Source organism: Staphylococcus massiliensis (assembly GCF_043186315.1).
Lineage (GTDB): Bacteria > Bacillota > Bacilli > Staphylococcales > Staphylococcaceae > Staphylococcus > Staphylococcus massiliensis.
In genome coordinates, this window is the sequence record NZ_CP171119.1 from 2,351,345 (window position 1) to 2,377,152 (window position 25,808).

Below are 25,808 nucleotides of genomic sequence, written 5' to 3' on the forward strand. Positions count from 1 at the left end.
AATAAAAATTAAAATCCACTAAAGCATATTTACATACTTAATAATTTCTTTTTAAATATATCTCTCAAGAATTCTGGCATCACGTATTCTAAAGGTTGTTCCTTCAGTATAGGAAAATATCGGCCAAATGTATACATATCTACAGTACCAAGTGTATACGTTTTGTCATCGATGACTTCTTCGCCATTTACGAAATAGCGTTCTTCTAACTCAATGTAACCTGCTTGATACCATATGTAACCGCCGAAGATATCTCCTCTAAAGCCTAATCCTTGCGCGTGTTTATTCAAATATTCTTGTTTTCTACTCTCCATTATAATCCTTTTAAGCACGTGACCCTTAATATTTGCTCGCACAACGTTAATTGGGTGCGGCAACATTTGATGGATATCATATTCAGTGACAACGTCTTTTTGAATGTCTTTTACAATAAGGCCAGCGTTGATCAACGTACAATCGGCACCAGTAAATTCGTTAATACTTTCAGCTAGTAAATAAGACGTTTCTGTAACGACATCTGTCTTTCGTTCTAGGTGAATGGACTTTTCCATAACGGGGGTGCTCAGAATCTCTTTGCCCTCTTCATCAAAAGCCGTTTCGACTTGCGGCATGTCTTCAAGGGGATGAATGACCGCTTCTTTGTGACGTACTTGAGCATCTTCAATTTCAAGCGTAACTTCGCCTAAGTACCAACCATATTTCGCTGCAGCAGCCATTAAGACGCCGTTACGATATTCACCTCGTTCAAAGTAGTGATGCGTATGACTACCAAAGATGACATCAATTTCAGGGCACGCATCACATAAACGCTCATCAAAGAAGATGCCCACATGACTCATTACGATTAAGACATCGTACTGACCTTTATGCTTCGCGATTTCATCTTTAATCGCTTCAAGGGGATCAACAACGACCCAATCGAGCGCACGGTAGAACGGGGTGAACGGCGCAGTCGCTGCGATAAATAGAAATTTAACACCCTCAATATCTTTCGTATAACTCATCGCAATGCGGTTCGGCGGATAACCATCCTCATCGAAAATATTCGCACACGTTACCACGAAATCAGCATCGTCATATAACGTATTTAAAGCATCATGCGGTAACGTCATGCCTTCGTTGTTACCAATCGTCGCGATATCACAATTCGCATCATTTAATAGTTCAACATTACGTTTACCTAACGTACCTTCAGTTACAGGGAGTGATAGATCCACATGATCACCAATATCTAAATATAGAGATGGATGTGAAAGCTTTGGTCTATGTTCGTGCATATATTGGACTAAACGCTGATATTCATGAAGGTGACTATGAATATCATTTGTATGATATAACGTTACTTTCATATAATGCCCTCCCTTTTAGAAAAATGATTTCACGATTAAATAAATACCTAGCATAATCATAACTGTTCGTAGTAATAATACTACCGTATCTGATTTCACAGCGCGATTAATTCTAACGCCTATTTTAGCGCCGATATAACTTGAGATGACCAGGATGAGTGCATAAAACCAGTCGACATGGCCTTGTAAAATATGACCGAAACTACTCGTTAAACTTGAGAAGAAAATCATCATCATACTCGTACCAACCGCAACATGAGGCGGAAATCTAAATACAATTAGCATGAGCGGCGTCATCAGAGCACCGCCTCCAATACCGAAAAGCCCTGTAATAATACCTATTAAAAAGGAACAAATGATAGCGACTATCGGTGGTACACCGTAATGATATGTTTCGTTATTAGCATCTGTGTAGGATTTAAGGTACTTTTCCTTTTGAAAATAAGAAATCGGTTTAATCTTGTTACGAACCATAAGCAAGATCGCGACAAATATTAAAAAGATACCGAAATATAAATTAAATGAATCAATCGTTAAAAAGTTGCTTAAGAACGCACCTATAAACGAACCAGGTATCACACCAAATAAGAAGATGGACCCGTTCTTGATATCCACTTGTTTCGTTTTAATATAACTTAGCGTTGAGGATAAACCTGTCGCAATTAAGATTACGGATGATGTTCCAATCGCAATTTGCGGGGTAATCCCCTTTAAGATACCCATATCCATGCCGAAATAAATCAGCGTCGGAACAATAATAATGCCACCGCCTATGCCGACGAGCGCACCTATAATTGCGGATAAAAGACCGACGAGGACTAAAATAAGAATACTCAATGTGTTACCTCCTGGTTATTGTTACGATGAATGTCGTATCGTTCTAGAAGAGTTTTAATTGTTGAGGTGCTAAACCTTCATATTCAATGCCTAGGATTTCTTGAAATCGTTTAGCATTATCGACTGCATGCCCACCTGAATTATTATTAAATAGGACATACACATCTTTAGCCTTTTGATCGAGAATCTTAACGTATGACGCAAGCTGTTCAAGCTCTTCATCATTATAATTGTATAAATAACGTACGTCGCGCCATTCCTGATCAGACATATCTTTCTTCGTCCAACCATGTCGATTACGTCCATGAAAGCGTACGAGCGCGTTACGCGTCGTAATTCGATTCACAAACGGCACAGACCCTTCGCCAACTTGCGGTTCATCACAAACCGAATGCATGACACCTTGCTCCGTAAGAAACGACAACGTATGTTCTTTCATCTCATCCGTAAACCACGTGTTATTCCGAAATTCCACACAAATTGGGAAACCCTTCAATTGCTCAAACACATAGCGCATATAATTAATATTCTTCGTTGAACAATCAAACCACGGCGGAAACTGTACAAGAATCATCGCTAAGCGGTCTTCCTCTTTTAAAGGCGTCACCATTTCTCTAAACTTCTTGAAAAGCCCTTCACGTGTCTCGTCAAAATCTTTATAGTCTGCATGAAGCGTTAAAGCTTGATGGCTTTTCACAACGAATTTAAACGAATCTGGTGTATCTTTAATCCATTTACGGATATTACGTTCTGGTTGGATCGCATAATAACATGCATCGAGTTCCACAACTGGAAAATGGCCTGCATACACACTCAATTTATCCGATTTCTGTTTAATATCTTCATATAATGTATCGTGGTCGCCCCATCCTGTAAGTCCTATATTTATCATTTGAATCACCATGTTAATTTTACCACATGGTAATTACTCACTTCATGGCTTAGGCTTATGATTGTCTAAAGGCAAAGTGTTTAGCAATGTCATCGGGTTGAAGCACTCATAATGACTTAACTTGGTTGTATCACAGTATTTTATGTGAGATGTGTCATGTGTGAAAAGCCCTTAAAAAGGCTATTGAGACTTAAATGGTATTTTAATGAAGGAGGCGTAAACATGGAACAAATTAAGTACGGCGAACATGAAGATCAACATATCGATATTTATCATAATGAGGACCAGGAGAAACCGAATACTTGGTTGATCTTAATTCATGGTGGCTATTGGAGACAAAAATTCTCGAAATCAATGTTAGATACGTTCTTAAACGCGCTGTTACATGAGGGTTATAGTGTCGTGAACGTTGAATATCGACGTGGTACGTTTGAATGGCCTGCACCTATTGAGGACGTGACAAGTGCAATTCAAGCATTTAAAGACTCAGATTTCTACTACGATGAGACACTCATTTCAATCGGACATTCAGTAGGCGGCCAGCTTGCGTTACTAGCATCAAACGAAGTTGACCGTACGATTGCTTTAGCTCCAGTAACAGACGTACCTTATACAAAGGAACACGATTTAGGCGATGGTGCGGCTGAAGCATACTTTAAAGACGCAGGAGACGATGTCTTAAAAGAAGCGTCACCTATTCATCAAACGCCAGTTCAAAGCGAAACACTCATTATTCATGGGTTTGACGATGAAAAGGTCCATATGGAAACGACATTAACGTACGCTTCAAAGAACTTGAAAGACCAAAATAACATCACTTTATATGGCTACAAGTTGTTGCCTCATTTAGAATGCATCAATCCTGAATCATTCCACATGAAAGATATGCTTGATTGGATACAACATTAAACACATTAAAGCGGGTTAAAAGTTCAAAGACTTCTAACCCGCTTCTTTATATCTATTATAATTGTTCAGCTTGCTTGATACCATGCCATAAACGTGCTCGATCTTCGTGATATTCAATTTGATCAAGTAAGCGATATAAAGTGGCTTGATCATTAAATTCGCCTATAAGCACATCATTTCCGTTGCATGCATCATAAGTCGTTATGTCACCATCAAAATAATGGTCTGTATAGATTCGACCTAGATGGTCTTGATATAGATATACCATTTCAATCACATCTTTCGTTAATTAAATGATTACATCTTTTCGTTTACTTCTTTAATCAGTTTCTCCATAAAATGCTCTGTTGAGTCACGTTGACTCAATCTTGGAGATTGCCCACACCATAAATGTAAGATATCTACATTGCCTTTAGCACCTGCAGCTTTTCGAATCGGGTTTGTAAGTTGATTCTGAAGTGGGTAAGGTAATATGTCGATGTCAGCTTTAGACATCTCGTTAATGAATAAGTTACGTATACCACGGGCAGACTTACCGCTAAATACATTAGTAACAGTCGTTTCATCTTCCGTGGCTTTTAAAATGGCAGACTTATGAACGTCTTTAGCACCACTTTCGTTTAAAGTTAGAAAGGCTGTCCCCAATTGAACACCTTCTGCACCTAACGAAAGACTAGCGACGATACCACGACTATCCATAATGCCGCCTGCTGCTATAACAGGCACACTAACGTTATCGACAACTTGAGGTACAAGCGACATCGTTCCGATAAGCCCTTCATGGGCTTTTCCTAAGAAGGTTCCTCGATGACCACCTGCCTCACTACCTTGCGCAATAATGATGTCGACACCCTTCTCATCAAGAACAATAGCTTCTTTGACAGTCGTCGCCGTTCCAATAAGGGTAATGTGTGCTTGTTTCAATTTACTGATTGTCGCATCACTCGGAACACCGAAAGTAAAACTACAAATCGGCACGTTCATATCAATTAAAATATCAATTTGTTCATCGAAATGTTTCGTTGTATCAAAGGATAATTCAGGTACGTCATCAAAAGTTTCAAGTCCTACCTGCTCACGGTAAGGGTTGAGTTTACGGCTCATGCTTGTTATTTCGTCTTCCGTCGCTTCAGGATACTCTGATATAAATAAGTTAACCGCAAAAGGTTTGTCGGTTAAACGTTGTACGTCAGTTATAGCCTGCCTAGTCTTGTCACCGTCCATATAGCCAGCGCCAATTTGGCCAAGACCACCTGCCGTACTTACCGCCGCAACGAGTTCAGGCGTCGTTGACCCAGCCACACCTGCTTGAAATATTGGATAGTCTATCTTTAAACGTTCAGTTACGCGATTGTTATGCCACATATTTAGCCTCCATCGTTACCTTGATTTGTATTCACTATACCACGACCGCTTAACATGTAAAAAGTAATTGAGTCATTGTTAGCCCTTGTCGTGTGAAATTATACAAACACTTTCGACTACATAAAAAGCGATACCGACACAAGTTTGTCGATACCGCTTCTATATTTAATAGCGCTCACGCTATCTATTAACCGATTGAACCTTCCATTTCGATTAAAAATGTCAATTCACAGGATTCACAAAAGTCAAAACGTTGATATGACGGCATTTAACTCAATTGCATTTTTCTGAATTCTTTGTTTTAAAATCAAAATGGTATCATTAGTGGTATCAATAAAACCTTATTTTAATTAAGCTGAAACATGACTATAAAATAAAATAGTATCAAAATTTATATTTAACAGACAGTTAGGCATATGAATTTTATATTTGACCCATAAATTAACACATAGAAGTTAATATTAATTATTTAGAAAAAAAATATAATTATATTATATTCATTTTATAATAAATATAAGTTTATAAATAGAGGTGATTAAAATATTCTTCATCGACTTAATCAAAAAAACTGTTAAGTTTTTTAATTTTTTTAATAATCTAAAACTAGTCAATGAGAAGGGTTAGTGCAATATTGAATGCACTAACTTTTTATAAAAAAAAGAAGGCCAGCTTTTAACGCCAGCCTTCACACAAAGTGAGAAACTCTAATGAAAAAAATTAAGAAGAGGTGTTCAACCTCTAATATCGAATGTACTAGCTGAATGAAAATAAATCAAAGAATTTAACCTAACAAATTTATTGATAATTCTTTTTGTATCTGTTAATTTAAAAATGTGGAGTCACTTATAACTCCAAGACTATTAATTTTTTCAATGTTATACTACTTGACCTCTTTCCCCCTCTTGGTTAGGGGGGGTTATGGTTGATATCGCTCTAGATGTATTTTATATTATTACTAGGGAAATTATATAAAATAATTTTCCTGTTCCCCAGCCTATTTGTTATGACACATTCTTAGTCTAGCCCCTTTCTGGGGCTATTTTATCCAAAAAGGCAGACACTTATAGTGCCTGCCCTCAATAAAACATGTAAGCTTATAGTTAAGAGAGTGTTCAATGTCTAATTTTATTTTACCATTTGTCAATAATTTAAAACATCGTTAGTTTATCTGTACTTTTATGTTGTATTATTTAATTTTTTAATAGAAAATTGTTTGAAAATTTACAATTATACTTTAATGTAAGATTATACTAAAAAAAGGTGGTATCATAATGACATTTTACACTTATATTAAAGAATACAATAAAGATTTGACTCCCTTTGGAGATGTGGCACGCACACTTGAGAAAGATAGGTATTTCCCTGAATATTCTAATGATACCCAGCAAATAAATGACTACATGGTTAAGAATTACCATTTAAACAGTTACATAACACAAAATCACAATCGGTTAATGGCGTTATATAAAGAAGATTTAAAAGATAATAAATTCTAATTAAAACCATTGAAGTTTAAACACCTTTTTGTTATAGTGATTGTGTGGGAGTTGATTTGTTTAGTACCTACACTTACTTCGAATTCCTAGGGCCCCTTTTTATGGGGCTTTTGCTATTCTGAATTATTGCTAATGCTAATGTGTATGTTGTTGACGATCACTCCACAGAAATGTTCATTATATGTCTAACCATCCCTCACTTTTTAAGGAGGGATGAGATTTGTAATTCCGTGCTAAAATTATTTATAATTACATTATAATAATTTTCCTCTCAATTATTATACAGAATTCTATGCAATTAACTTAATCAAACATATGAATCTTTTCCTCTAATCTTGTGGTGAGAGGATTTTCTTATATAAAAAACGAGGCTTGATGTAATTTTTTTACATCAAGCCTTTTTAAGAGTTAGAATTAAAGAGAGTGATTCCGGAACACTATTTAGCACATACCCCATTTGTTAGACCTTAAACTCTATTTGATGAAAATTTCAACAAACATTTGATAAGTACGTTAACATACCATAATTAACTTAAAATCAAAAACGAACAAACGCAATAAAGCGTATGTCCGTAAAAGGATTTTGGGCATGATAACTAAAACCAGTGTTTCAAGGGTATGAATATAACTTATCACATTTTTTTAAAAATTGGCAATATTATACCTTTTTATTTTGTAATTAATATAAATACTGTGGGGACTTTTATCAAACTATCATAGTAAAATGGATGAGTCAACTCTTTAATTTGAATACTCCTAAAAAAAACGGGCAAACGCATGTAAACGCCTGCCCAACGACAAAAAATATTATGATGTCGAGTATGATCTCTTATGGGGAAAGATATTTGAACTATAACATAGTCCCCCATAATTCGCTAACTTTTAATTCACTGTTACCGTTCCATGTTCCAACTGGTAAATAGATACGCTTACCATCGTAACCCGTGTAACCAATCCATTTATAACCATCTTGGAATAAAATTTCATCGTATTCAATAACTGCTCCCGCTGGTAAACGACCTGCCTTATTATTAGTTAATAAGAACGGTCCAACATATCTTGCTTGGATAGATTGGTTACCATTTTTAAACGTTCCGCGGTGGTTTTTCCATAATGTGCCGTATTTGTTACGTTGGAAACCTTGAGGCGCTTTCTTCTTGACTGGTTGTTTCTTGTACTTTTTAGTGTTAACAGTTGGTTTATTACCTGCTTTAATGTCTGTTAGGTAATCTTCAACCATTACAACGAAATCATTATACGTTCCAGTTGCACGCATTTTGTGTGGGCAGTCTTTGCCACTGTACCAGTGGTGCGGGTGCATACGATCAGTACCCCAACCGTAAACATGTAATACATAAGCAATATATAAAGCGGCGTTCTTTTCTGCTTGAATATAACGGTCTGATTTTTGCCCACCGTAACCGTTGTCTAATGAATAACAAATTTCAATACCGATCGCGTTACGGTTCCCACTACCAATTGCCGTACCATCGCCTGTGTGAAACGCGTTACGACTAAACGGGATGGCCTGTACTGCTTCTTTATCGTCAATTGCAACGTGGAACGATACATAATTGCTATTACTGTTCATATAAGCAACTTCATTACGTGCTGATGCGCTATTTCCTGTGTTATGAACCGCAATCATCGTTGGCTGCATGGCATAAGGGCATTTAAACGCGTATAAGGACTGCGGTGTCCACATATTTACAATTTTGTAAGCCACATTATTCTACCTCCTCTAATTGTACATGTTCTACCTCTTCATCTGCTTCTAAAGCCTCAATTACGTTATCTTCTGTTTCTTGTAACTCAATATCTTCTTGTGGAAGTTCCCCAATGCCTTCTAATACTTCTGTTTCATTTAATTTATTCATGTTCATTACCTCCATCGTTTTTAATGTAAGTTACTTGATCGTGTGGGTTCTTATCATCACGTGGATGCTCATAAGTTTGAACAATAGCGCTATCTTTAACCCCTTTTGTAGTAGGGTCAATGATGACACCTAAACCAGCTAATAAAATTAGTACACTTGAAGCAATATCAACGCTTTGTTCCACTTGTTGCGAATAATCGACACCAAACGCACCTGTGATGTTATTCACAAATAGAGCTAATGCCGAAATAATAGCGACCCAAAACGATTTTCTCTTTAATCTGACTTTCCAATTTATTTTATTCATTGCTTTATCTCCTTTAATCAAATTAAAAAGATGCTACTACACATGGTAGTAACGCCTAACTAAATATTACTTACATTCGCCAAACCAGAAACATGTCCAAATATCTGCACCTCTTGCTAAACGTGCGAATAACATGGCTATCACCTCCCTTAAATGCCTGTAATCATGCGAATAAGCGACCAAATGAATGTACCTAATAATGAAAGCAAGGCGGTATACAAACCGAATTTATATTTTCCGAATGTATTTCTACGTTCCTTTCTTTCATCATCAATTTGTTCAAGCGTGTAATTCATTTTTAGATTAACTATTTCTTGAGATTGCTGTTTATCTTTGATGCTATTTATATCTTCTTTCAATTCGTCAGTTTTAGTTTCAAGACGCCGCAAACGCATGTTAGTAGTGTCGTATCGCTCATCATTCATGAAGCCACCCTCTTTCTCTCTCTGGCAATTGAATTGAGCATATCAATGTCAGCATTTAATAGTGACTTAATCAACATCGTAAATTTGAACGTCATCTATAGCACCTTTATTTTCTAAAGGGATAGAAGCATTATCTAACTCGTCTAATTTCTCGATACTATATAGTGTTTCGCCTGTTTTCACCCTAAGTCGTTCGCCATCAAAGTAGACTTTTTCAGGTTGTCTAGCTATTTGTTCTGTTGTTGGTAAGACTTTATCATAAGCTTTATCAGGTACAATTCCGATACCTGCTTGTTCTATAAAGTATTTGTCATCTTGCTTAACTAAAAATAATAGCCATTTCATTTATCTAATCACCCTTTCATGTGTACGCGGTTGGTCCTTACATATCCCGTATTGTGCTTCACGGCCTCTTGACTTGCGACGCGTGCTTGTAAATAGAATTGTCTAGGCTCGTATGTCGGCACGCCTAAATCAAGCGTTACGCTACCAAAACTTGATGAACTATTTTGATAGGCTGTTATAGTTGTTCTTGCTTGTGCATTGCCGCTACTCTTACCGAACTCAAGGACACGGCACTCAATCGGGATACTTTGCCAAGCAGAAACGGCATCAACAACACCACAAGCGAACGACACGACAAGATAACGCGCATCATGGAAAACATAGAAATTCTCATAAGTTAAAAAGAATGCTGAAGGTATTGAGTAGCTTTGACCTGAAAAACCGACGTCCGGGCTCATGAATTGATTACGTTGAACCGCTAAACTAAATTTCGGTATACCATTTTGAACCCAAGTCGCACCATCGGGACGTTGTATATCAATCTGCCCACGTTTTATGTGTAAACCTGATGAATTTAATCTAACGCTACTTTTAGCACCTACAACTTCTACTAAGTCAGCATTTAATTTACCAGCTCTAATATAGTTGGCATTCATTGCACCAGCTGTTATAAGATTGGCGTTAATGGCACCACGTCTTATAGCTTCTTCAAAAGTTTGCCCACCATCTTTACTAACGCCAATACCAGATGAATTGATAAGCGTTACGTAATTTGGATTAGATTTATCAGTTAAAACCAACCCGTTTTCAGTCCAACCTATTTCAGATTGCGTGCTTAACAACATATTAGATGACTCTTTAATAGCTGGCGGTAACACATCATATGGCAATTTAGCAGTACCATTTAAAATAGGTTAATATCCTTAGTAACGCCTGCTTGTTGCTTTTTGTACCTTTTTGCTCTTGATATATCACCAATTGTTAACTTAACGCTCAATACTTGGTGTTTAGCGTCTCGTTTTGTTTTAACGCCAACTACCCTTAAATCTCGTATAACACCTAATTTGTTTATGTTAAAAGGTACTACATCTCCCAATTCTACTTGTGCAAACGGATATTCGTTGATCAATGTTACAAAATCAAATTCAATACTAAATTTTAGGGAGTTTTCGACTGTTTCTTTCATCTTCTTATCTAAAGTTTCAATGTGCTTAATTCTGCCATCTTTTATAGGCGGTGCTTCTCGAATACCAAATAAATCAATCATTGGACTTTCTGCATTAGCCGGGTATTCACGTTTGATTTTAGCTTTTGTATATCCTGATTCATCATCTTTGTAATCAGCAAAACCCTTAATATACGTGTAAAAACCAGTAGCATCTGTTTCCAATTTTACGTTGTTAGCATTTAGTTTATTACTAAAATAATATGCTGGTCGGCGCTCAATTTTAGAAGATAATATAAACTGTTTAGAATGATATTCATATCTCCAATCATACCCGTATCGTTCACAGCCTTTTAAAAACATATCTAATTTAGTCTCACCTTGACCAGAATTTTCAAATTCCTTAGCATATGCGTTGTTTATAAATGTGTAATTGTATGGTGTGTTTTCAAAAACTTTATTAAAAAATTCTGTGTTCGTATAACTTCCAGTAATGTCATCGTAAACACGGTGTGTAGCTAAAAAGTCAAAATGTTTCAATCTTGCTGTAACACTTATAACCAATTTATTCTTCCATAAAGAAGGTTCTACAAGAATTACTACATACTCACGTCTATCTGAAGCACCTGTAGACTGTCCAGTGATATTCTGAACAGTCCACAATTGCTTAACATCTTTTATATAATTTTCAGTTTGTTCGTTTTCAATTATTTTAAATTTCAACATGCCATCAGCGTTATAATTTTCTTCTTCTTCTGTAACAGCTTCTAACATATGAGTATTACCTAGTGTGTCGGTTAAAACTAATGCCATTTCATCACCTCGTTATCTAACATAGAAATCAAGTGATTTACCGAATTGTAGAGCTGTCGGAGCCACATTTGCATCGTTATTTTGTCGAATCGGTGCATAATAGTATTTACAGTATTGTGGCTGATCACTGAATGATTGTGCCTCTGGAGAATTAACATGTAAATCATCAAATCTATTATGTCTTATATGCATTTCTTGTTTTGTATCTAATGTGCCTTGAATGGCATAACCACGGGTAGATTTAAAATATTTGTGACTTCCAGAGGCCTCTGTATCAAACGTAATTAATTTAGGTACTAATATACGTTTTAGGGCAAGATGGCCACAAGTTAATGCCGTCCAAAAGTTTTCAAAAAGAACAGGTTCCTTTCCGTCTATTACGTTGTAACTAAAATCCATATTAAGCGTTCCGTTGCTATTAAACGAAAAGTCAGAGAGCATATTAGCACGATCAATCAATGTAGAAATCTGACGCATAGAGAAATTTTTTAATGCCCAAATTTTTCCATTATCAATTGCTGACCAGTAAGCTAACATTTCAGTACCATATGTTGAATAAACTGGAGCGTAATCTAATTTGAAATCATCAACTACTTCGCCTCCATGATACGACCCAAATTGCAAGCCATTTTCTAAGTTCTTAAAAGCGTAATCGCTAGCACCTGCGCTGTTAATGAAAGGTACGGTATCATTCATTCCGTAAGCTACAAAGTCTGTAAAATCTTGTCCATTATACTCATTCAAGTGATAGACATTGATACCGCCTAAATATACATCTTTGGAAGAGGTGTTTTTAATAGTAATGTCATTATCTCCATTACGTTCACCTACTTTAAATGGAAAACGTCTGTAAGAATGATTAGGGGCTTGTGTAATCGTATCTTCAAAAACCTTAGCTCCGTCTACAAGAACCTCAAAAGTTTCGGCATTTGTGTATCCAGAACGTGCAAAGAAAGCAACGTTCATATCTTTATTACTTTTTAAGTTCACAGAATAAGTAACGGATTGACCCGGTTTTAATGTATAGACTTGTAAACCTCGTGAACCTTTTGAAGCATCACGATCTTCTTTGTTGTAATCTTTGTTTTCTAAAACCGAACGCTCAATACTCGATGGACCTGAGAAGTCCCACGTTGGTGTAACAGTACCGCTTTTAGTTTTTGATGCATCAACATAAGTAATCACGTCTGCCATTGGTTTGACTTGATGTAAACGCATAAGTTCATAATTGTCACCGTAACCTTTACCGCCAATACCTTTTTTAAATTTATATCTTAAATAGCTATTTGAACCCACTTGATAAACTATCAACTCATCAGCATTTAACTTTTGAATAAGTTTGTAGTTATTACCTAAATCAGCTGGCTTAGGTGGTCGTTCACTGTTAGATTCGATTGTAATATCTTTTTGAGGTATTTCAGGAATCTCAATCGCGTCATTTGATAGGTTAGTCCATTCATTCCATTTTCCAGAAACTTTTTCACGTACGTATACATCATTGCTGCCGTCTGGTTTCCATGTCATTCGTTTAAAATCTGGTTCAAAAACCACATAATAAAGAAAGCCATTAGGTTGCCCTAAGTTATTTAAGGCATCAGATACATACACCACTTGAGTTTTATCGCTTAAACTAGAATCTGGATTACTTAAATCTAATTCTTTGATTTCACGAACGCGCCCATTATCCTTAGTGATTTTAGATTTTTGCCAGTTTGATGTGTCGATTGCTCTAAAGTTTTCTAATTCGTCTAAAACTTGCTTTTGTTTATCTTCTATTTGTTGAATGTAACCAGTCATTTTACTTTCAGCTTCTTGACGTTTTTTATCAAGCATTTCAATGCTTTCATTGGTAGCGTTGGTTACTTCATTGACTGATGAAGTTAAGTTATTAATTTTAGTTTCATAGTCATCGACAATTTGTTTTAATTCGATTTTAAATGTTTTGTACGGATCTAATTCAATCTCTTGGAACGGTTTCCATTCATCGTTGTTGTACGCATAAACCTTGCCTTCACTTAAAACCATTCTTAATGTGTTATTCTCTTCATCTTGAGGTAAATCAGATTCATTGTTAACTGGTTCTTTTAATTTGATTGAATTTACCTTTTGCATAACTTCCCATAGGTCATCTACAATGTGTTGCGTGGTAGCAGCTATTTTATTATATAATTCTTCATAGTTTGAATTGTGATTATCCATATTTTTAATGTCTAAAGGTGTTGTTATCTCTTTTCTTGTCAAAGTAATTCCCCCTACAAATAATAAAAACGACAATCAACATCAATGTTGACGTCGCAATCTGTTAATAATTTAATTTCGTTATAACCAACTTGGATAGATGGTGTAACAAAGTTAGTGTGATTAATGATTGATAAACCATTCTTAGTTATGTCGGGTGCGTTATATTCAACTACATCACCTTTTTTTATAGATGTTGAGTCAAACACACTAAACCTTGCGCCATTAAAACGCCATGCGAAACCTTGTGGTAAATCTTCATTAAACTTAAAAGTTATCTTTTGGTATTGATTAAATTGGTCGTTCGCTACATTGCCAGCGTAATAGAAGTAATAAGAACCATTTTGACTATCTTCTGCTTTAGAAAACCTGTACTGTCTCGTTTTAGGGTCTCTTGATAACCCCATGCCGTATGACCACAGTGGGTTATCTGTATATTCCAACCCATTATCATGTAAATCTAAAGACGTACCAATACTTTCACCAAACGGTAAACCACACGTTGAAAAAGTTAATTCACCAGAACCATATGATGAATGATTTTTCTGTGTTATTTCTGTTGCACTTGTTAACCTTACTAGGTAACGTATACCAGTAGAATTTTCATTTTCAGATTGAGCGTCGTCATATACCGTTTCTTTGCCATATTGGTCAATGCTAATAGCGTTACTTTTTGCTTCAACATCTTTGAATGTATATTGAGCAATTTGTGGCCTTCTCATTTCTTGTATATAGAATGGTTCTGTACTCGTTGTTAACTCATAAATCAAATTACGCATCAAAGGAAATGAAGTTAAATTTTCACCCTTAAATGAAAAAGGGACGCTTATTTCACGTCCCTTAAAAGTAGCGCCTAGGTCAAAATAACCATGTAAGCCGTCTATTTCTTGTAAATTATCTTCTAATTCAATACCTTGTATATTAACATCGGTTATATTGAAACCATGTTCTTGTAATGTGTATGATGTGCCATCTTTTTTAGTTATTTTTAAGTCCACATGTTCACCTCCTAGAATATGAATACTGCTTCATCACGTGCATTTATTCCGTTAACTTTAGCTGTGATAGCTTCATCATCAAAATCTAAAGAAACCGTTAAATGTGTTTTATTAGGTTCCGTTCTCAATGTGTAATTGTGATTATTGTTTATAGAACCTTTTGATGATAAACGTTTCATTTCGTTTGTCATACCGCTAAAGTTAGTAGCTGTATTAAGGTTAGGTTTAAAAGCACCAGTCATAGCGTTAGCAATGCGTGTAGTGTCTTTTACAACTTTGCGCCCACGTTTATTTAAGCCAATTTGCATACCTTGCATCGTATAAACACCTATTTGCTTAAATACTTTAGATGGTGAATGAATGCCTAGTAAAGATTTTGCGCCTGCTACAGCATCACCTACTACGCCTTTAGCTGCTGCTACAGCATCGCCAGCCATTTGTTTAATTCCGTCAATTAAACCATTAATTAAATCTTGACCCGCGCTCATAAAGTCGCCAATAAATCCTCGTGCGGCAGATACGGCACGATTTACGCCACCTTTTACACTTTCAACTACAGAATTCATTTTGTTAGTGACTACCGATAATATACGACCCATAGCTGATGCAATGGCTGATCTCGCTCTATTCCAACCATTCTGTATTCTTTGAACAATACGACCCATGAATTCGCCAATCTTACCAGTGATTTGACTCCAAATATTAGCTACTTTTCCTAGAATATGGGTTAATGCATTGGCTACTGCTGATTTAGCACGATTCCAGCCGTTTTGTATTCTTTGGACGATTCGACCCATAAACTGACCGATTTTACCTGTAATTTGGCTCCATATATTTGCGATTTTTGCTAAGACTTCGCCCATTACTTGAGCCGTCCATGATTTAACGCGGTTCCAACCGTTTTGAACCTTACTAACTACTTCTGATACTTTTTGAACAATGGCATTTTTGACTTGATTCCAAATATTACGTGCAGTATTTAAAGCTGATTGCCATAAGTTTTGCGATACTTGTAACACTTGTTGCCAAACTTGACCAATTTCACCAATAACGGACATAGCCTTTTGTATAATTGTTTGGACGATGAGACCCCAAATTGTACTAGCAATAGTTTGGAGGTTCGTCCACCATTGTTGCGCCGTGTTAACGATTCGTTGCCAATAACCGACTAATTTAGTAACGATACCCATAACTTTTTGTATAATCGTCTGGACGATTGATTGCCAAATTGTAGCCGCGACATTTTTAAGTGTTGTCCACCATTCCTGAGCTGTAGTCGTGATTTGTTGCCACCAACCTACTAGTTTTAAAACTAAATTCATTACAACTTCAATAATAGTCTGAACAATTAAGTTCCAAATGTTACGTGCTACATTAGTTAAAGTAGTCCACCATTGTTGAGCGGTCGTAACAATCTCTTGCCATTTTCCTATGAGATTTAAGACTAAGTTAACTACAGTATCTATGATAGCTTGTACAATCATGTTCCATATTTGTCTAGCTATGTTAGTTAAATTTGTCCACCATTGTTGAGCGGTCGTAACAATTTCTTGCCACTTACCAACTAGTGATAAAACTAAATTAACGACAATATTTATTATAGCTTGTCGTATCATGCCCCAAATTTCCATAGCACGACCGATTAAATTACCGAACCATTCAGCTGCAGTATTAACGATCTCTTGCCACTTGCCTACTAAAGCAAGAGCTAAACCAGCCACTAAGTTTAATATGATGGTTTTTATAAGCCCCCATATATCACTTGCATATTGTGATAATGGTTGCCAGATACCCTTAGTATCTTCTACAATTCCATTCCATATATCAACTAATCGTTCCCATAAGGCCTTAGCAATATTTCCGATTCCTTCTTTAATGGCATTCCAAATATTTATGCCCATTTTCTTAATAGTTTCCCATGCACCTTGCCAATCGCCAGACAATAGCTGTAATCCAGCGGTTATAATACCTAAAATTAAATTGAGCGCAACCTTAATAACCATTTTGATTGCTTCCCAAACAACGTAAGTTATAGTCTTGAGATTTTCCCAAGTGTGTTTAACGCCCGGACCGATAATGTCACATGCTCTTTCGATAAATAGTACAATATCGTCCCAAACTCTTTTGGCAATATCTTTTATTGCTTTCATAGCTGGTCCTAGGTAATCTTGGAAAATTGCGCCTAATTCTTTTACGAAAATAATAACTTCATTTACCGCATTACCTACAGTTTCCTTAATTTCATTCCACGCTCTATTAAAGCTATCTCTTACTTTTTCAGATGATTTATAAGCGCCTACTAATATACCGATTAATGCAGCGATAACACCTATTACTACCCATGCTGGACCTGATATTGCAGCAATAGCACCTGCAATACCTTCAAATGCTGAAATAACAGCACCACCAATTCCAGTGAAGCCACCTAAAGCTTTAAGGATAGCACCGAATATAGAAATTAAAGGTCCTGCTACTGATGCAACGGCACTAATAACTGGTGATAAGGCTACAAACATACCGACTAGCGCCATACCTATGCCTACTAGTTCTGCAACTCGTGGATTAGTATCAGTAACATTTTTTAACCATTCTGAAAAAGCCTTAGCAACATCTAATACAACTGAACCTAGTGGTGCCAATGCCTTACCAACATTAATAATAATGCCTATAATGTTACCAATGATATCTATAATTTTTGGACCATTTTGTTTAACATATTGTATAAATTTTTTAAAACCGTCTGATTCAGCTACTGTAGATGACCATTTCTCAAAGCCTTTAGCCATATTAGCTAGACCTTTTAATACAATGTGGCTCATAGGTCCAAAAGCTTTCATTAAATTAAAGATTCCTTTAAATGTAGAAGAAAATATCTTGCCGATTAAAGGTAAGTTGCGTTTAACATAGTTTGTGAAATCTTGTATTGCTTTAGATCCTTCTACACTGGCAGCCCATTCATCAAATGACTTGCCCATGTTTTTAAAACCTTTGGCTACCCATTTTGTAAGTGGTGCTAGCTTCGTAAATAGTGCTATAAAGCCACTACCAAAGCTACCTAAAGCCGATAACATATCGTTGAATATATCAACGCCTGTAGAACCCATCATCTTAAAGAGGCTCTATAATAAATTCGGTTGGTGACCTCATTCGAGGTCATTAGCCGAATTATTTTTTGTACTAAAAGAGCGCATTTATCTCTATAATTGTAAGTGACCAAACTAACAAAAAGGAGATAATGCGCCTGTGAATAATTTTATAACAGAACTCTTAAGATTGAAAGAACCAAATTTAGTCATCGAGGAAAAGACTGATGAAAAAGAAATAAAAGGAAGAATCTATATAATGCTTTATGGGGTTCTCTCTTCCAAAGCTGATAAGTGTCAACACTGTGGTATCACTAATCATCAACGCACTATTATAAAGCATGGATTTCGAGTAATTAATGTTAAATTACCACGCCTAAGTGGGTTTCCATGTCTACTAGAATTAAAGAAGCAACGCTATTTGTGTCACAATTGTAATCGAACTTTTGTAGCTGAAACATCTATAGTAGATAAGTATTGTTGCTTATCTAACAACTTGAAAATGTTTATAGCTGACAAAGTTAGAGAAGTACGTTCCATTAAATCTGTTGCCGAATCTTGTTGTGTATCATCACCTACGGTGGTTCGAATCATTAAACAAACCGTTGATGAAATTAGACATAAAGTAGGTTCGCATTTGCCTGAGCACATTATGATGGATGAGTTCAAAAGCGTTAAAAATGTTGATGCTTCAATGAGTTTCATCTATTGTGACAGTACTTCTCATCAAATTATTGACATTGTCAGTGATAGAAGAAAGTTTAACCTCAAAAACTACTTCATGAAGTTTGATCTTTACGCAAGAAAGCGCGTTAAGACAGTATGTATAGATATGTATGAACCATACATGGATCTAATATCAGATGTTTTCCCTAATGCTTTAGTTATTATTGATAGATTTCATATCGTTCAGGCAATTAATCGTGAGATTAACCGTACCCGAGTTAAAGTCATGAATCAAGCTAGACGTAATAGGCGCCCACTTTACAATAAATATAAACGGTATTGGAAACTACTTTTAAAACCTAAGTTAAATCTTAACGCTATAAACTATAAATATCATCGATTATTCAAAACTTTAATTACTGAAAAAGACATCGTTTCGTACTTATTATCTAACGATAATACGCTCAATAACACTTACGAGATAGGACAAGAATTAATACTGGCATTGAAGCATAATGATATTGATTTATTTCGATCAGTACTGTATAAATCTCGTCAAAACCACATTTCAGAAGGTTTAATGAGAGTACTGCGATCATTTATGAAGTATTTACCCTTCATATGTAATACTTTAAATCACCCTATGATAACTAACGGTCCGATTGAAGGCATAAATAATAAAATAAAATTACTTAAAAGAAATGCTTATGGTTATAGAAATTACGCAAACTTTAGAGACAGAATATTACTCATGTCACGCTTATATAAACTTAGACAAAGAAAAACACCTATGCATGAAGTAGCATAGGTGTAGAATGATTGCTTGAAGACTCCCGTGGCTCTGTGAGTAAGGGAGATCCAAGCGAAGCTTTAGCTCCCAACGAGCGCCACAGGAAAGCGAAAAGCAAATCATTCGTCTACGGTTTTACCAACCGAATTTGACGTAGAGCCTATAATAAATACAAAAAAGAGATATCCATTAACAAGACACTGGATATCTCTAATCGGACCGTATATCCCCGAGCTAAAACTGAAAGCTCAGAGGATATTGTCCCTTTACCTAAATTCATTAATAAGATGATGAGTGAACGTTTAGAACGTGAAAAGCGTTCACATAAGCATTTTAATGAACGAAATTATTTTATTTTTGGTGGTTTAGCGCCTAAGCATTATAGTCATGTACACAAGAAATTCCAACGCGCTTTCCCACATTATAACATACATGTATTGAGACATTCTTATGCATCTTTCCTTGCAAATAACGGCGTAGATATCTTCGTGCTTCAATCTTTAATGCGACACGCCCAAATCACTGAAACGATGGGGACTTACAGTCATTTATACACCCAGAAAAAACACGATGCTATAGCCGTTTTTGATGAGTAAGTGGTATCAAAATGGTATCAATTTCGACTTATCCACAAGTAAAATGGCTCAACCATGCGGGTTATAGCTATCCGATACTACCTTCCATTTCGAATTTGATTAAACGGTTCATTTCTACCGCATATTCCATTGGAAGTTCTTTAGTGAATGGTTCAATGAAGCCCATTACGATCATTTCAGTAGCTTCTTCTTCTGAAATACCGCGGCTCATTAAATAGAATAATTGTTCTTCAGATACTTTAGAAACTTTCGCTTCGTGCTCTAATGAAATATCATCATTGAATATTTCATTGTAAGGGATTGTATCTGAAGTTGATTCGTTATCTAAGATTAACGTATCACATTCGATGTTTGAACGTGCACCTTTAGCTTTACGGCCAAAGTGAACGATACCACGATAAACAACTTTACCGCCATCTTTAGAGATAGACTTAGAAACGATTGTTGATGATGTTCTTGGCGCTTTATGAATCATTTTAGCACCAGCATCTTGTACTTGGCCTTTACCAGCTAATGCGATTGATAATGTGTTACCTTTCGCACCTTCGCCTAGAAGTACACAACTTGGATATTTCATCGTTAACTTAGAACCTAAGTTACCATCTACCCATTCCATGTTACCATTCTCATGAACAAATGTACGTTTAGTAACTAAGTTATAAACGTTGTTTGCCCAGTTTTGAATAGTTGTATAACGAACGTGCGCATCTTTCTTAACAACAATTTCAACTACAGCAGAGTGTAGAGAGCTTGTTGAGTAAACTGGCGCAGTACAACCTTCAACATAGTTTACTGAAGCGCCTTCGTCAGCGATGATTAATGTACGTTCGAATTGACCCATGTTTTCTGAGTTAATACGGAAATAAGCTTGAAGTGGTGTATCTAATTTAACGTTCTTAGGAACGTAAATGAATGATCCACCTGACCACACTGCTGAGTTTAATGCAGCGAATTTGTTATCTGCTGCTGGAATTACTGAAGCGAAGTGTTCTCTGAAGATATCTTCGTTTTCTTTAAGTGCAGTGTCAGTATCTTTGAAGATGATACCTTTTTCTTCAAGGTCTTTTTCCATGTTGTGATAAACAACTTCTGATTCATATTGAGCTGATACACCAGCTAAATATTTTTGTTCTGCTTCAGGGATACCTAATTTATCAAATGTACGTTTGATTTCTTCAGGTACTTCATCCCAAGATCTTTCAGAACGTTCTGATGGTTTTACGTAGTACGTAATGTCATCAAAGTCAAGTTCTGATAAGTCGCCACCCCATTGAGGCATTGGCATTTTATAGAATAATTTCAGCGCTTTAAGTCTGAAATCTAACATCCATTCTGGTTCATCTTTCATGTTTGAAATTTCGCGAACGATATTCTCTGTAAGTCCGCGCTCTGATCTGAAAATGGAAACGTCCTCATCGTGGAAACCATATTTGTAATCTCCAACATCAGGTGCCTTTTTAGCCATTTCAATCACTCCTTATATATAATTAAACGACATGCGTTAAACGTCAAAAATCGAAAAGTTGGGTTAAGACTCTTCTTTACCTTCTTTTTCTACTGTACCCTTCTCAAGTGCCTTCCAAGCAAGTGTTGCACACTTAATACGTGCTGGGAATTGAGATACACCTTGTAGTGCCTCAACATCACCCATCTCTTCAGTGATGTTATAGTCTTCACCTAACATCATTTTAGAGAATTCTTGGCTCATTTGCATTGCTGTCTTTAAACTTTGGCCTTTTACAGCCTCAGTCATCATTGAAGCACTCGCCATAGATATTGAACAACCTTCTCCATCAAATTTCGCATCCTCAATTAAGCCATCTTTAACTTCAAATGTTAAATGGATACGGTCACCACATGTTGGGTTATTCATATCTACAGTCATTGTACCATTATCAAGCTTACCTTTGTTGCGTGGGTTTTTATAATGGTCCATGATTACCGAACGGTATAGTTGATCTAAGTTATTAAAATTCATAAGAGAAAAACTCCTTCGTTTTCTTAAGCCCTTCAATAAGTTGATCGACATCTTCTTTCGTGTTGTAGATATAGAAGCTAGAACGAGCAGTTGATGATTGATTTAACCATTTCATTAATGGTTGTGCACAGTGGTGCCCTGCTCGAACTGCTACACCTTCAGTATCAAGTGCAGTTGCTAAATCGTGTGGGTGAACATCTTTTAGATTAAACGTTATAATACCTGCTCTTTTATCTTTAGCTGGACCATATATTTCAATGCCATCAATCTCAGACATTTTATCGTAAGCGTAAGCAGTTAACATCTCTTCATGTTTAATCATTTCTTCAAAGCCTACACTTTCAAGATAACGTATTGCGGCACCTAATCCAATAGCTTGAGCAATTAATGGTGTGCCTGCTTCAAATTTAGTTGGTAAATCAGTCCATGTTGAATCATATAAATCAACGAAATCAATCATATCCCCACCGTATTCAAGTGGTTCCATTTCTTCTAAGTGATCTCGCTTACCATATAAGACACCTACGCCTGTTGGACCTAACATTTTATGGCCACTAAAGCTATAGAAGTCCACATCTAAATCTTGTACGTCTACTTTCATATGCGGTACAGATTGCGCACCATCAACAGAAATAATAGCACCGTGCTCATGCGCAATTTTAGCGATAGATTTAATATCGTTAATTGTACCTAGTACGTTAGAAACGTGCGCAATGGCAACGATTTTTGTCTTATCTGAAATTGTTTCCTTAACAGATTCTAAGTCAATTTCACCTGAATCTGTCATCGGAATATATTTTAATGTCGCATCTTTACGCTTAGCTAATTGTTGCCAAGGTACTAAGTTCGCATGGTGTTCCATTTGCGTAACAAGAATTTCATCGCCCGCTTCAACATGCTTATCACCATAACTATAAGCAACTAAGTTGATTGAAGCAGTTGTGCCTCTTGTGAAAATGATTTCCTCAAAGTATTGTGCATTGATGAAATCACGGACAGTTTCTCTAGCACCTTCATAACCGTCAGTCGCAAGAGAACCTAGTGTGTGTACACCACGATGAACGTTAGAATTATAACGTTTATAATAATCATCTAAAGTATTAAGCACTTGTACAGGCGTTTGACTTGTAGCTGTAGAATCTAGATATGCTAAGCGTTTTCCATTTACTTGTTGATCTAAGATAGGAAAGTCTTTAATAATATTCTCTACGTTAAAAGTTGTCTCGGTCACTGTATCACAGGCCTTTCTGTATATATAAATACGTTATTTATTAACTTTAAGTTCAATAACTTCACGTAATTGTTTCTTAACATCTTCAATTGGTAATTCACGTACAACTGGGTTTAAGAAACCGTGGATAACTAAGCGTTCTGCTTCTTTTCTTGAGATACCACGACTCATTAAATAGTAAAGTTGTTCAGGGTCAACACGACCTACTGAAGCAGCGTGACCAGCTTCAACATCATCTTCATCGATTAATAAAATTGGGTTAGCGTCACCACGTGCATTTTCAGAAAGCATTAATACACGAGATTCTTGGTTAGCCATTGATTTAGAGCCACCATGCTTGATGTGTCCAATTCCGTTAAAGATTGATGAAGCGTTCTCTTTCATTACACCGTGTTTAAGAATATAGCCATCTGTTTCTTGACCATATTGAACAATTTTAGAAGTTAAGTTAACTGTTTGCTCACCAACACCAACTACAACTGATTTTAATTCACTTGTAGAACGGTCGCCGATTAAATTAGTTGTGTTATCGATGATTTGGTTACCATCATTCATTAAACCTAATGCCCAGTTAATAGAACTATCTTGAGCTGTTACACCACGTCTAATAATGTGGCCAGTAAAGCCTTTGTCTAAATAGTCCACGGCACCGTAAGTTACTTTAGAGTTAGCACCTGCTACAACTTCTGAAATAACGTTTAATTGGTTACCTTCACCTGAAGCTGTTGAAAGGTAGTTTTCAACGTATGTTACTTCAGCGCTTTCTTCAGTAACAAGTAATACGTGGTTGAAGAAACTAGCGTTGTCATCATCGTGTAAAACAACGTAGTGAACAGGATCTTCAACTACAACGTTCTTAGGTACGTAAACAAATACGCCGCCATTCATTAATGCTGTGTGTAACGCTGTTAAACGGTGTTCATCAACAGTTACAGCATCTTTCATGTAGTATTTTTCGACTAGGTCGCTATGGTTTTTAAGCGCTTCTTCGATACCTTCAACGATAACGCCGTCTTTTTGAGCTTGTTCAGATACTCTTGAAAAGGCTAATGAGTTGTTATGTTGAATGATTAAGTTTGGTGAATTATCAACGTTGATAATTTGATTTAAAGCTTCTGGTAAGTCGTTTAAATCTTCATACGCACTACCTTCAACGTTGTGTTGTTTAAAAGTATCGAAATCCCATTTATTTAATTTCGTTTTATCTGGTTTTGGCATTTCTAAAGACTCAAGTTTGTTAAACGCTTCTTTACGTAATTCAGTCATCCAAGAAGGTTCTTGTTGGGCTTGTGAATAATCAACAAGTTGGTCTAAAGAAATATTTAATGTTTCAGTAGTCATACTTTATTTCCTCCTATTGATGATTGATTATTTTTCAGCTGCTTCTAATGAATCGTGTTCTTCTTTAACCCACTCATAACCTTCTTCTTCAAGGCGTTTAGCAAGTTCTGCGCCACCTGATTTAACAATTATACCGTTGTACATAACGTGTACGTGGTCTGGTGTGATGTAGTTTAATAAACGTTGATAGTGTGTGATGATTAATGAACCGAATTCGTCTCCGCGCATTTCATTGATACCTTTAGAAACGACTTTTAATGCGTCGATATCTAAACCTGAATCGATTTCGTCAAGAATAGCGAATTTAGGTTGTAACATTAATAATTGTAAGATTTCGTTACGTTTTTTCTCACCGCCAGAGAAACCTTCATTAAGGTAACGTTGCGCCATGTCTTTATCCATGTCTAAGAATTCCATTTCTTTGTCTAACTTCTTGATGAATTGCATTAAGTTAATTTCATCGCCTTCTTCGCGTTTAGCATTGATAGAAGAACGCATGAAGTCAGCATTAGTAACGCCTGAAATTTCAGATGGATATTGCATAGCTAAGAATAAACCTGCTTTAGCTCTTTCATCTACTTCTAATTCAAGGATATTTACACCGTCAAGTAAAACTTCACCTTGTGTAACTTCGTAGTTAGGGTGACCCATGATTGCAGCTGATAAAGTTGATTTACCAGTACCGTTAGGTCCCATAACCGCATGAATTTCACCTGCATTAATTGTTAAATTAACACCTTTTAAAATCTCTTTATCTTCAATAGACACGTGTAAGTCTTTAATTTCTAATGTTGATGGCATTAAAATTCCCTCCAGAATAATATTGTGATTTCCTATTTAGTTTATAATAATTTTAATCTAACGTCAAAATGTTAGGATATTTGCTTGTCACCTAATTATAACGTAATTATGCACAATTATAAACATGATTCCCTTTATAATCGTTTAGTTAAAATCTCGAATCGTTTTCCTTATTTATAACAATTAAAAAAAGCAAATGATAATCAACAGGTTTTTGTTCTCAATATACTTTTACAAAAGAGGTCGTCATTTACACTTTAAAATTTAAACCTTTATCTAAAAGATGTCGTATATGATAGAATACATGAGACAATGTACAAAAAATACATCTTAAGGTCAGTTCAATCTTTATTGTTAAATGTTACA

Annotated in this window: 23 protein-coding genes and 1 pseudogene; 4 read left to right on the forward strand and 20 right to left on the reverse strand. The window is 36.0% G+C overall.

Annotated elements, in window-relative coordinates; all coding sequences use genetic code 11:
• Nucleotides 1-29 precede the first annotated feature (29 nt).
• The 3 genes from ACF3N8_RS11265 to ACF3N8_RS11275 are packed head-to-tail and all read right to left on the reverse strand — an operon-like array spanning nt 30 to nt 3,078.
• Nucleotides 30-1,349: a bifunctional UDP-sugar hydrolase/5'-nucleotidase gene (locus tag ACF3N8_RS11265; RefSeq protein WP_009383422.1), complete on the reverse strand. Its 1,320-nt coding sequence runs from the start codon at nt 1,347-1,349 to the stop codon at nt 30-32.
• 15 nt (nt 1,350-1,364) lie between these two features.
• On the reverse strand, nt 1,365-2,186 hold the full coding sequence (locus ACF3N8_RS11270; protein WP_009383421.1) for a sulfite exporter TauE/SafE family protein: 822 nt from the start codon (nt 2,184-2,186) through the stop codon (nt 1,365-1,367).
• A gap of 43 nt (nt 2,187-2,229) precedes the next feature.
• A complete protein-coding gene (locus tag ACF3N8_RS11275; protein ID WP_009383420.1) occupies nt 2,230-3,078 on the reverse strand; it encodes a DUF72 domain-containing protein in 849 nt (282 codons plus the stop codon).
• Nucleotides 3,079-3,300: 222 nt separating this feature from the next.
• Between ACF3N8_RS11275 and ACF3N8_RS11280 the strand changes: the two genes are divergently transcribed.
• Entirely contained in the window at nt 3,301-3,987 is a 687-nt protein-coding gene (locus ACF3N8_RS11280) for an alpha/beta hydrolase (RefSeq protein WP_009383419.1), read from the forward strand.
• Between the two features lie 55 nt (nt 3,988-4,042).
• Here ACF3N8_RS11280 and ACF3N8_RS11285 read toward each other — a convergent pair whose 3' ends face one another.
• Entirely contained in the window at nt 4,043-4,255 is a 213-nt protein-coding gene (locus tag ACF3N8_RS11285; protein ID WP_009383418.1) for a hypothetical protein, read from the reverse strand.
• A gap of 29 nt (nt 4,256-4,284) precedes the next feature.
• Complete coding sequence (locus ACF3N8_RS11290; protein WP_392449976.1) at nt 4,285-5,352, reverse strand: NAD(P)H-dependent flavin oxidoreductase; 1,068 nt, start codon at nt 5,350-5,352, stop codon at nt 4,285-4,287.
• A gap of 1,271 nt (nt 5,353-6,623) precedes the next feature.
• On the opposite strand from ACF3N8_RS11290, the gene ACF3N8_RS11295 reads away from it, so the two are divergent.
• Entirely contained in the window at nt 6,624-6,848 is a 225-nt protein-coding gene (locus tag ACF3N8_RS11295) for a YozE family protein (protein WP_009383416.1), read from the forward strand.
• Nucleotides 6,849-7,698: 850 nt separating this feature from the next.
• On the opposite strand, the gene ACF3N8_RS11300 is transcribed toward ACF3N8_RS11295, so the two are convergent.
• The 10 genes from ACF3N8_RS11300 to ACF3N8_RS11345 all read right to left on the reverse strand — a co-directional run bounded on the left by ACF3N8_RS11300 (nt 7,699) and on the right by ACF3N8_RS11345 (nt 18,063).
• Complete coding sequence (locus ACF3N8_RS11300) at nt 7,699-8,574, reverse strand: SH3 domain-containing protein (RefSeq protein ID WP_009383415.1); 876 nt, start codon at nt 8,572-8,574, stop codon at nt 7,699-7,701.
• Nucleotide 8,575: 1 nt separating this feature from the next.
• Nucleotides 8,576-8,725: a hypothetical protein gene (locus tag ACF3N8_RS11305; protein ID WP_392449978.1), complete on the reverse strand. Its 150-nt coding sequence runs from the start codon at nt 8,723-8,725 to the stop codon at nt 8,576-8,578.
• Nucleotides 8,718-9,032 carry a phage holin gene (locus tag ACF3N8_RS11310; protein WP_009383414.1) on the reverse strand — a complete coding sequence of 105 codons (315 nt, stop codon included), beginning with the start codon at nt 9,030-9,032 and terminating at the stop codon, nt 8,718-8,720. Before ACF3N8_RS11310 ends, ACF3N8_RS11305 begins: the two co-directional genes overlap by 8 nt.
• A 149-nt stretch (nt 9,033-9,181) precedes the next feature.
• Entirely contained in the window at nt 9,182-9,457 is a 276-nt protein-coding gene (locus ACF3N8_RS11315; RefSeq protein ID WP_009383413.1) for a hypothetical protein, read from the reverse strand.
• 66 nt (nt 9,458-9,523) lie between these two features.
• Complete coding sequence (locus ACF3N8_RS11320; protein ID WP_009383412.1) at nt 9,524-9,802, reverse strand: hypothetical protein; 279 nt, start codon at nt 9,800-9,802, stop codon at nt 9,524-9,526.
• 8 nt (nt 9,803-9,810) lie between these two features.
• The gene (locus ACF3N8_RS11325) at nt 9,811-10,587 is read right to left on the reverse strand and encodes a hypothetical protein (RefSeq protein WP_009383411.1); all 777 of its coding nucleotides are present in this window, start codon (nt 10,585-10,587) and stop codon (nt 9,811-9,813) included.
• A gap of 59 nt (nt 10,588-10,646) precedes the next feature.
• Nucleotides 10,647-11,720 carry a phage tail protein gene (locus ACF3N8_RS11330; protein ID WP_009383410.1) on the reverse strand — a complete coding sequence of 358 codons (1,074 nt, stop codon included), beginning with the start codon at nt 11,718-11,720 and terminating at the stop codon, nt 10,647-10,649.
• A gap of 12 nt (nt 11,721-11,732) precedes the next feature.
• Nucleotides 11,733-13,961 carry a phage-like protein gene (locus tag ACF3N8_RS11335; protein WP_009383409.1) on the reverse strand — a complete coding sequence of 743 codons (2,229 nt, stop codon included), beginning with the start codon at nt 13,959-13,961 and terminating at the stop codon, nt 11,733-11,735.
• Between the two features lie 11 nt (nt 13,962-13,972).
• Nucleotides 13,973-14,956, reverse strand: coding sequence for a phage tail domain-containing protein (locus ACF3N8_RS11340; RefSeq protein ID WP_009383408.1), 984 nt, complete (start codon nt 14,954-14,956; stop codon nt 13,973-13,975).
• A gap of 11 nt (nt 14,957-14,967) precedes the next feature.
• Complete coding sequence (locus ACF3N8_RS11345) at nt 14,968-18,063, reverse strand: hypothetical protein (RefSeq protein WP_392449982.1); 3,096 nt, start codon at nt 18,061-18,063, stop codon at nt 14,968-14,970.
• Between the two features lie 136 nt (nt 18,064-18,199).
• Between ACF3N8_RS11345 and ACF3N8_RS11350 the strand changes: the two genes are divergently transcribed.
• Entirely contained in the window at nt 18,200-19,513 is a 1,314-nt protein-coding gene (locus tag ACF3N8_RS11350; RefSeq protein WP_009385730.1) for an ISL3 family transposase, read from the forward strand.
• A gap of 143 nt (nt 19,514-19,656) precedes the next feature.
• Nucleotides 19,657-20,091 (forward strand): annotated as a pseudogene (locus ACF3N8_RS11355) (tyrosine-type recombinase/integrase); the annotation flags it as partial.
• A gap of 67 nt (nt 20,092-20,158) precedes the next feature.
• On the opposite strand, the gene sufB reads toward ACF3N8_RS11355, so the two are convergent.
• The 5 genes from sufB to sufC form a co-directional block, all read right to left on the reverse strand.
• The gene (gene sufB, locus ACF3N8_RS11360) at nt 20,159-21,556 is read right to left on the reverse strand and encodes a Fe-S cluster assembly protein SufB (protein ID WP_009384891.1); all 1,398 of its coding nucleotides are present in this window, start codon (nt 21,554-21,556) and stop codon (nt 20,159-20,161) included.
• A 63-nt stretch (nt 21,557-21,619) separates the two neighbouring features.
• Complete coding sequence (sufU, locus tag ACF3N8_RS11365) at nt 21,620-22,069, reverse strand: Fe-S cluster assembly sulfur transfer protein SufU (protein WP_009384892.1); 450 nt, start codon at nt 22,067-22,069, stop codon at nt 21,620-21,622.
• On the reverse strand, nt 22,059-23,300 hold the full coding sequence (locus ACF3N8_RS11370) for a cysteine desulfurase (protein ID WP_009384894.1): 1,242 nt from the start codon (nt 23,298-23,300) through the stop codon (nt 22,059-22,061). Before ACF3N8_RS11370 ends, sufU begins: the two co-directional genes overlap by 11 nt.
• 33 nt (nt 23,301-23,333) lie before the next feature.
• The gene (gene sufD, locus ACF3N8_RS11375) at nt 23,334-24,641 is read right to left on the reverse strand and encodes a Fe-S cluster assembly protein SufD (protein ID WP_009384896.1); all 1,308 of its coding nucleotides are present in this window, start codon (nt 24,639-24,641) and stop codon (nt 23,334-23,336) included.
• 27 nt (nt 24,642-24,668) lie between these two features.
• Nucleotides 24,669-25,442 carry a Fe-S cluster assembly ATPase SufC gene (gene sufC / locus ACF3N8_RS11380; RefSeq protein WP_009384898.1) on the reverse strand — a complete coding sequence of 258 codons (774 nt, stop codon included), beginning with the start codon at nt 25,440-25,442 and terminating at the stop codon, nt 24,669-24,671.
• Nucleotides 25,443-25,808: the final 366 nt, after the last annotated feature.

Coding starts and splice junctions, on each gene's coding strand:
- ACF3N8_RS11285 (WP_009383418.1), bottom strand. CDS start 4,255: ATGGTATATCTATATCAAGACCATCTAGGTCGAATCTATACAGACCAT.
- ACF3N8_RS11265 (WP_009383422.1), bottom strand. CDS start 1,349: ATGAAAGTAACGTTATATCATACAAATGATATTCATAGTCACCTTCAT.
- sufC (WP_009384898.1), bottom strand. CDS start 25,442: ATGCCATCAACATTAGAAATTAAAGACTTACACGTGTCTATTGAAGAT.
- ACF3N8_RS11295 (WP_009383416.1), top strand. CDS start 6,624: ATGACATTTTACACTTATATTAAAGAATACAATAAAGATTTGACTCCC.
- ACF3N8_RS11315 (WP_009383413.1), bottom strand. CDS start 9,457: ATGAATGATGAGCGATACGACACTACTAACATGCGTTTGCGGCGTCTT.
- ACF3N8_RS11330 (WP_009383410.1), bottom strand. CDS start 11,720: ATGGCATTAGTTTTAACCGACACACTAGGTAATACTCATATGTTAGAA.
- ACF3N8_RS11290 (WP_392449976.1), bottom strand. CDS start 5,352: ATGTGGCATAACAATCGCGTAACTGAACGTTTAAAGATAGACTATCCA.
- sufU (WP_009384892.1), bottom strand. CDS start 22,069: ATGAATTTTAATAACTTAGATCAACTATACCGTTCGGTAATCATGGAC.
- ACF3N8_RS11345 (WP_392449982.1), bottom strand. CDS start 18,063: ATGATGGGTTCTACAGGCGTTGATATATTCAACGATATGTTATCGGCT.
- sufD (WP_009384896.1), bottom strand. CDS start 24,641: ATGACTACTGAAACATTAAATATTTCTTTAGACCAACTTGTTGATTAT.
- ACF3N8_RS11275 (WP_009383420.1), bottom strand. CDS start 3,078: ATGATAAATATAGGACTTACAGGATGGGGCGACCACGATACATTATAT.
- sufB (WP_009384891.1), bottom strand. CDS start 21,556: ATGGCTAAAAAGGCACCTGATGTTGGAGATTACAAATATGGTTTCCAC.
- ACF3N8_RS11305 (WP_392449978.1), bottom strand. CDS start 8,725: ATGAATAAATTAAATGAAACAGAAGTATTAGAAGGCATTGGGGAACTT.
- ACF3N8_RS11325 (WP_009383411.1), bottom strand. CDS start 10,587: ATGTTGTTAAGCACGCAATCTGAAATAGGTTGGACTGAAAACGGGTTG.
- ACF3N8_RS11280 (WP_009383419.1), top strand. CDS start 3,301: ATGGAACAAATTAAGTACGGCGAACATGAAGATCAACATATCGATATT.
- ACF3N8_RS11320 (WP_009383412.1), bottom strand. CDS start 9,802: ATGAAATGGCTATTATTTTTAGTTAAGCAAGATGACAAATACTTTATA.
- ACF3N8_RS11310 (WP_009383414.1), bottom strand. CDS start 9,032: ATGAATAAAATAAATTGGAAAGTCAGATTAAAGAGAAAATCGTTTTGG.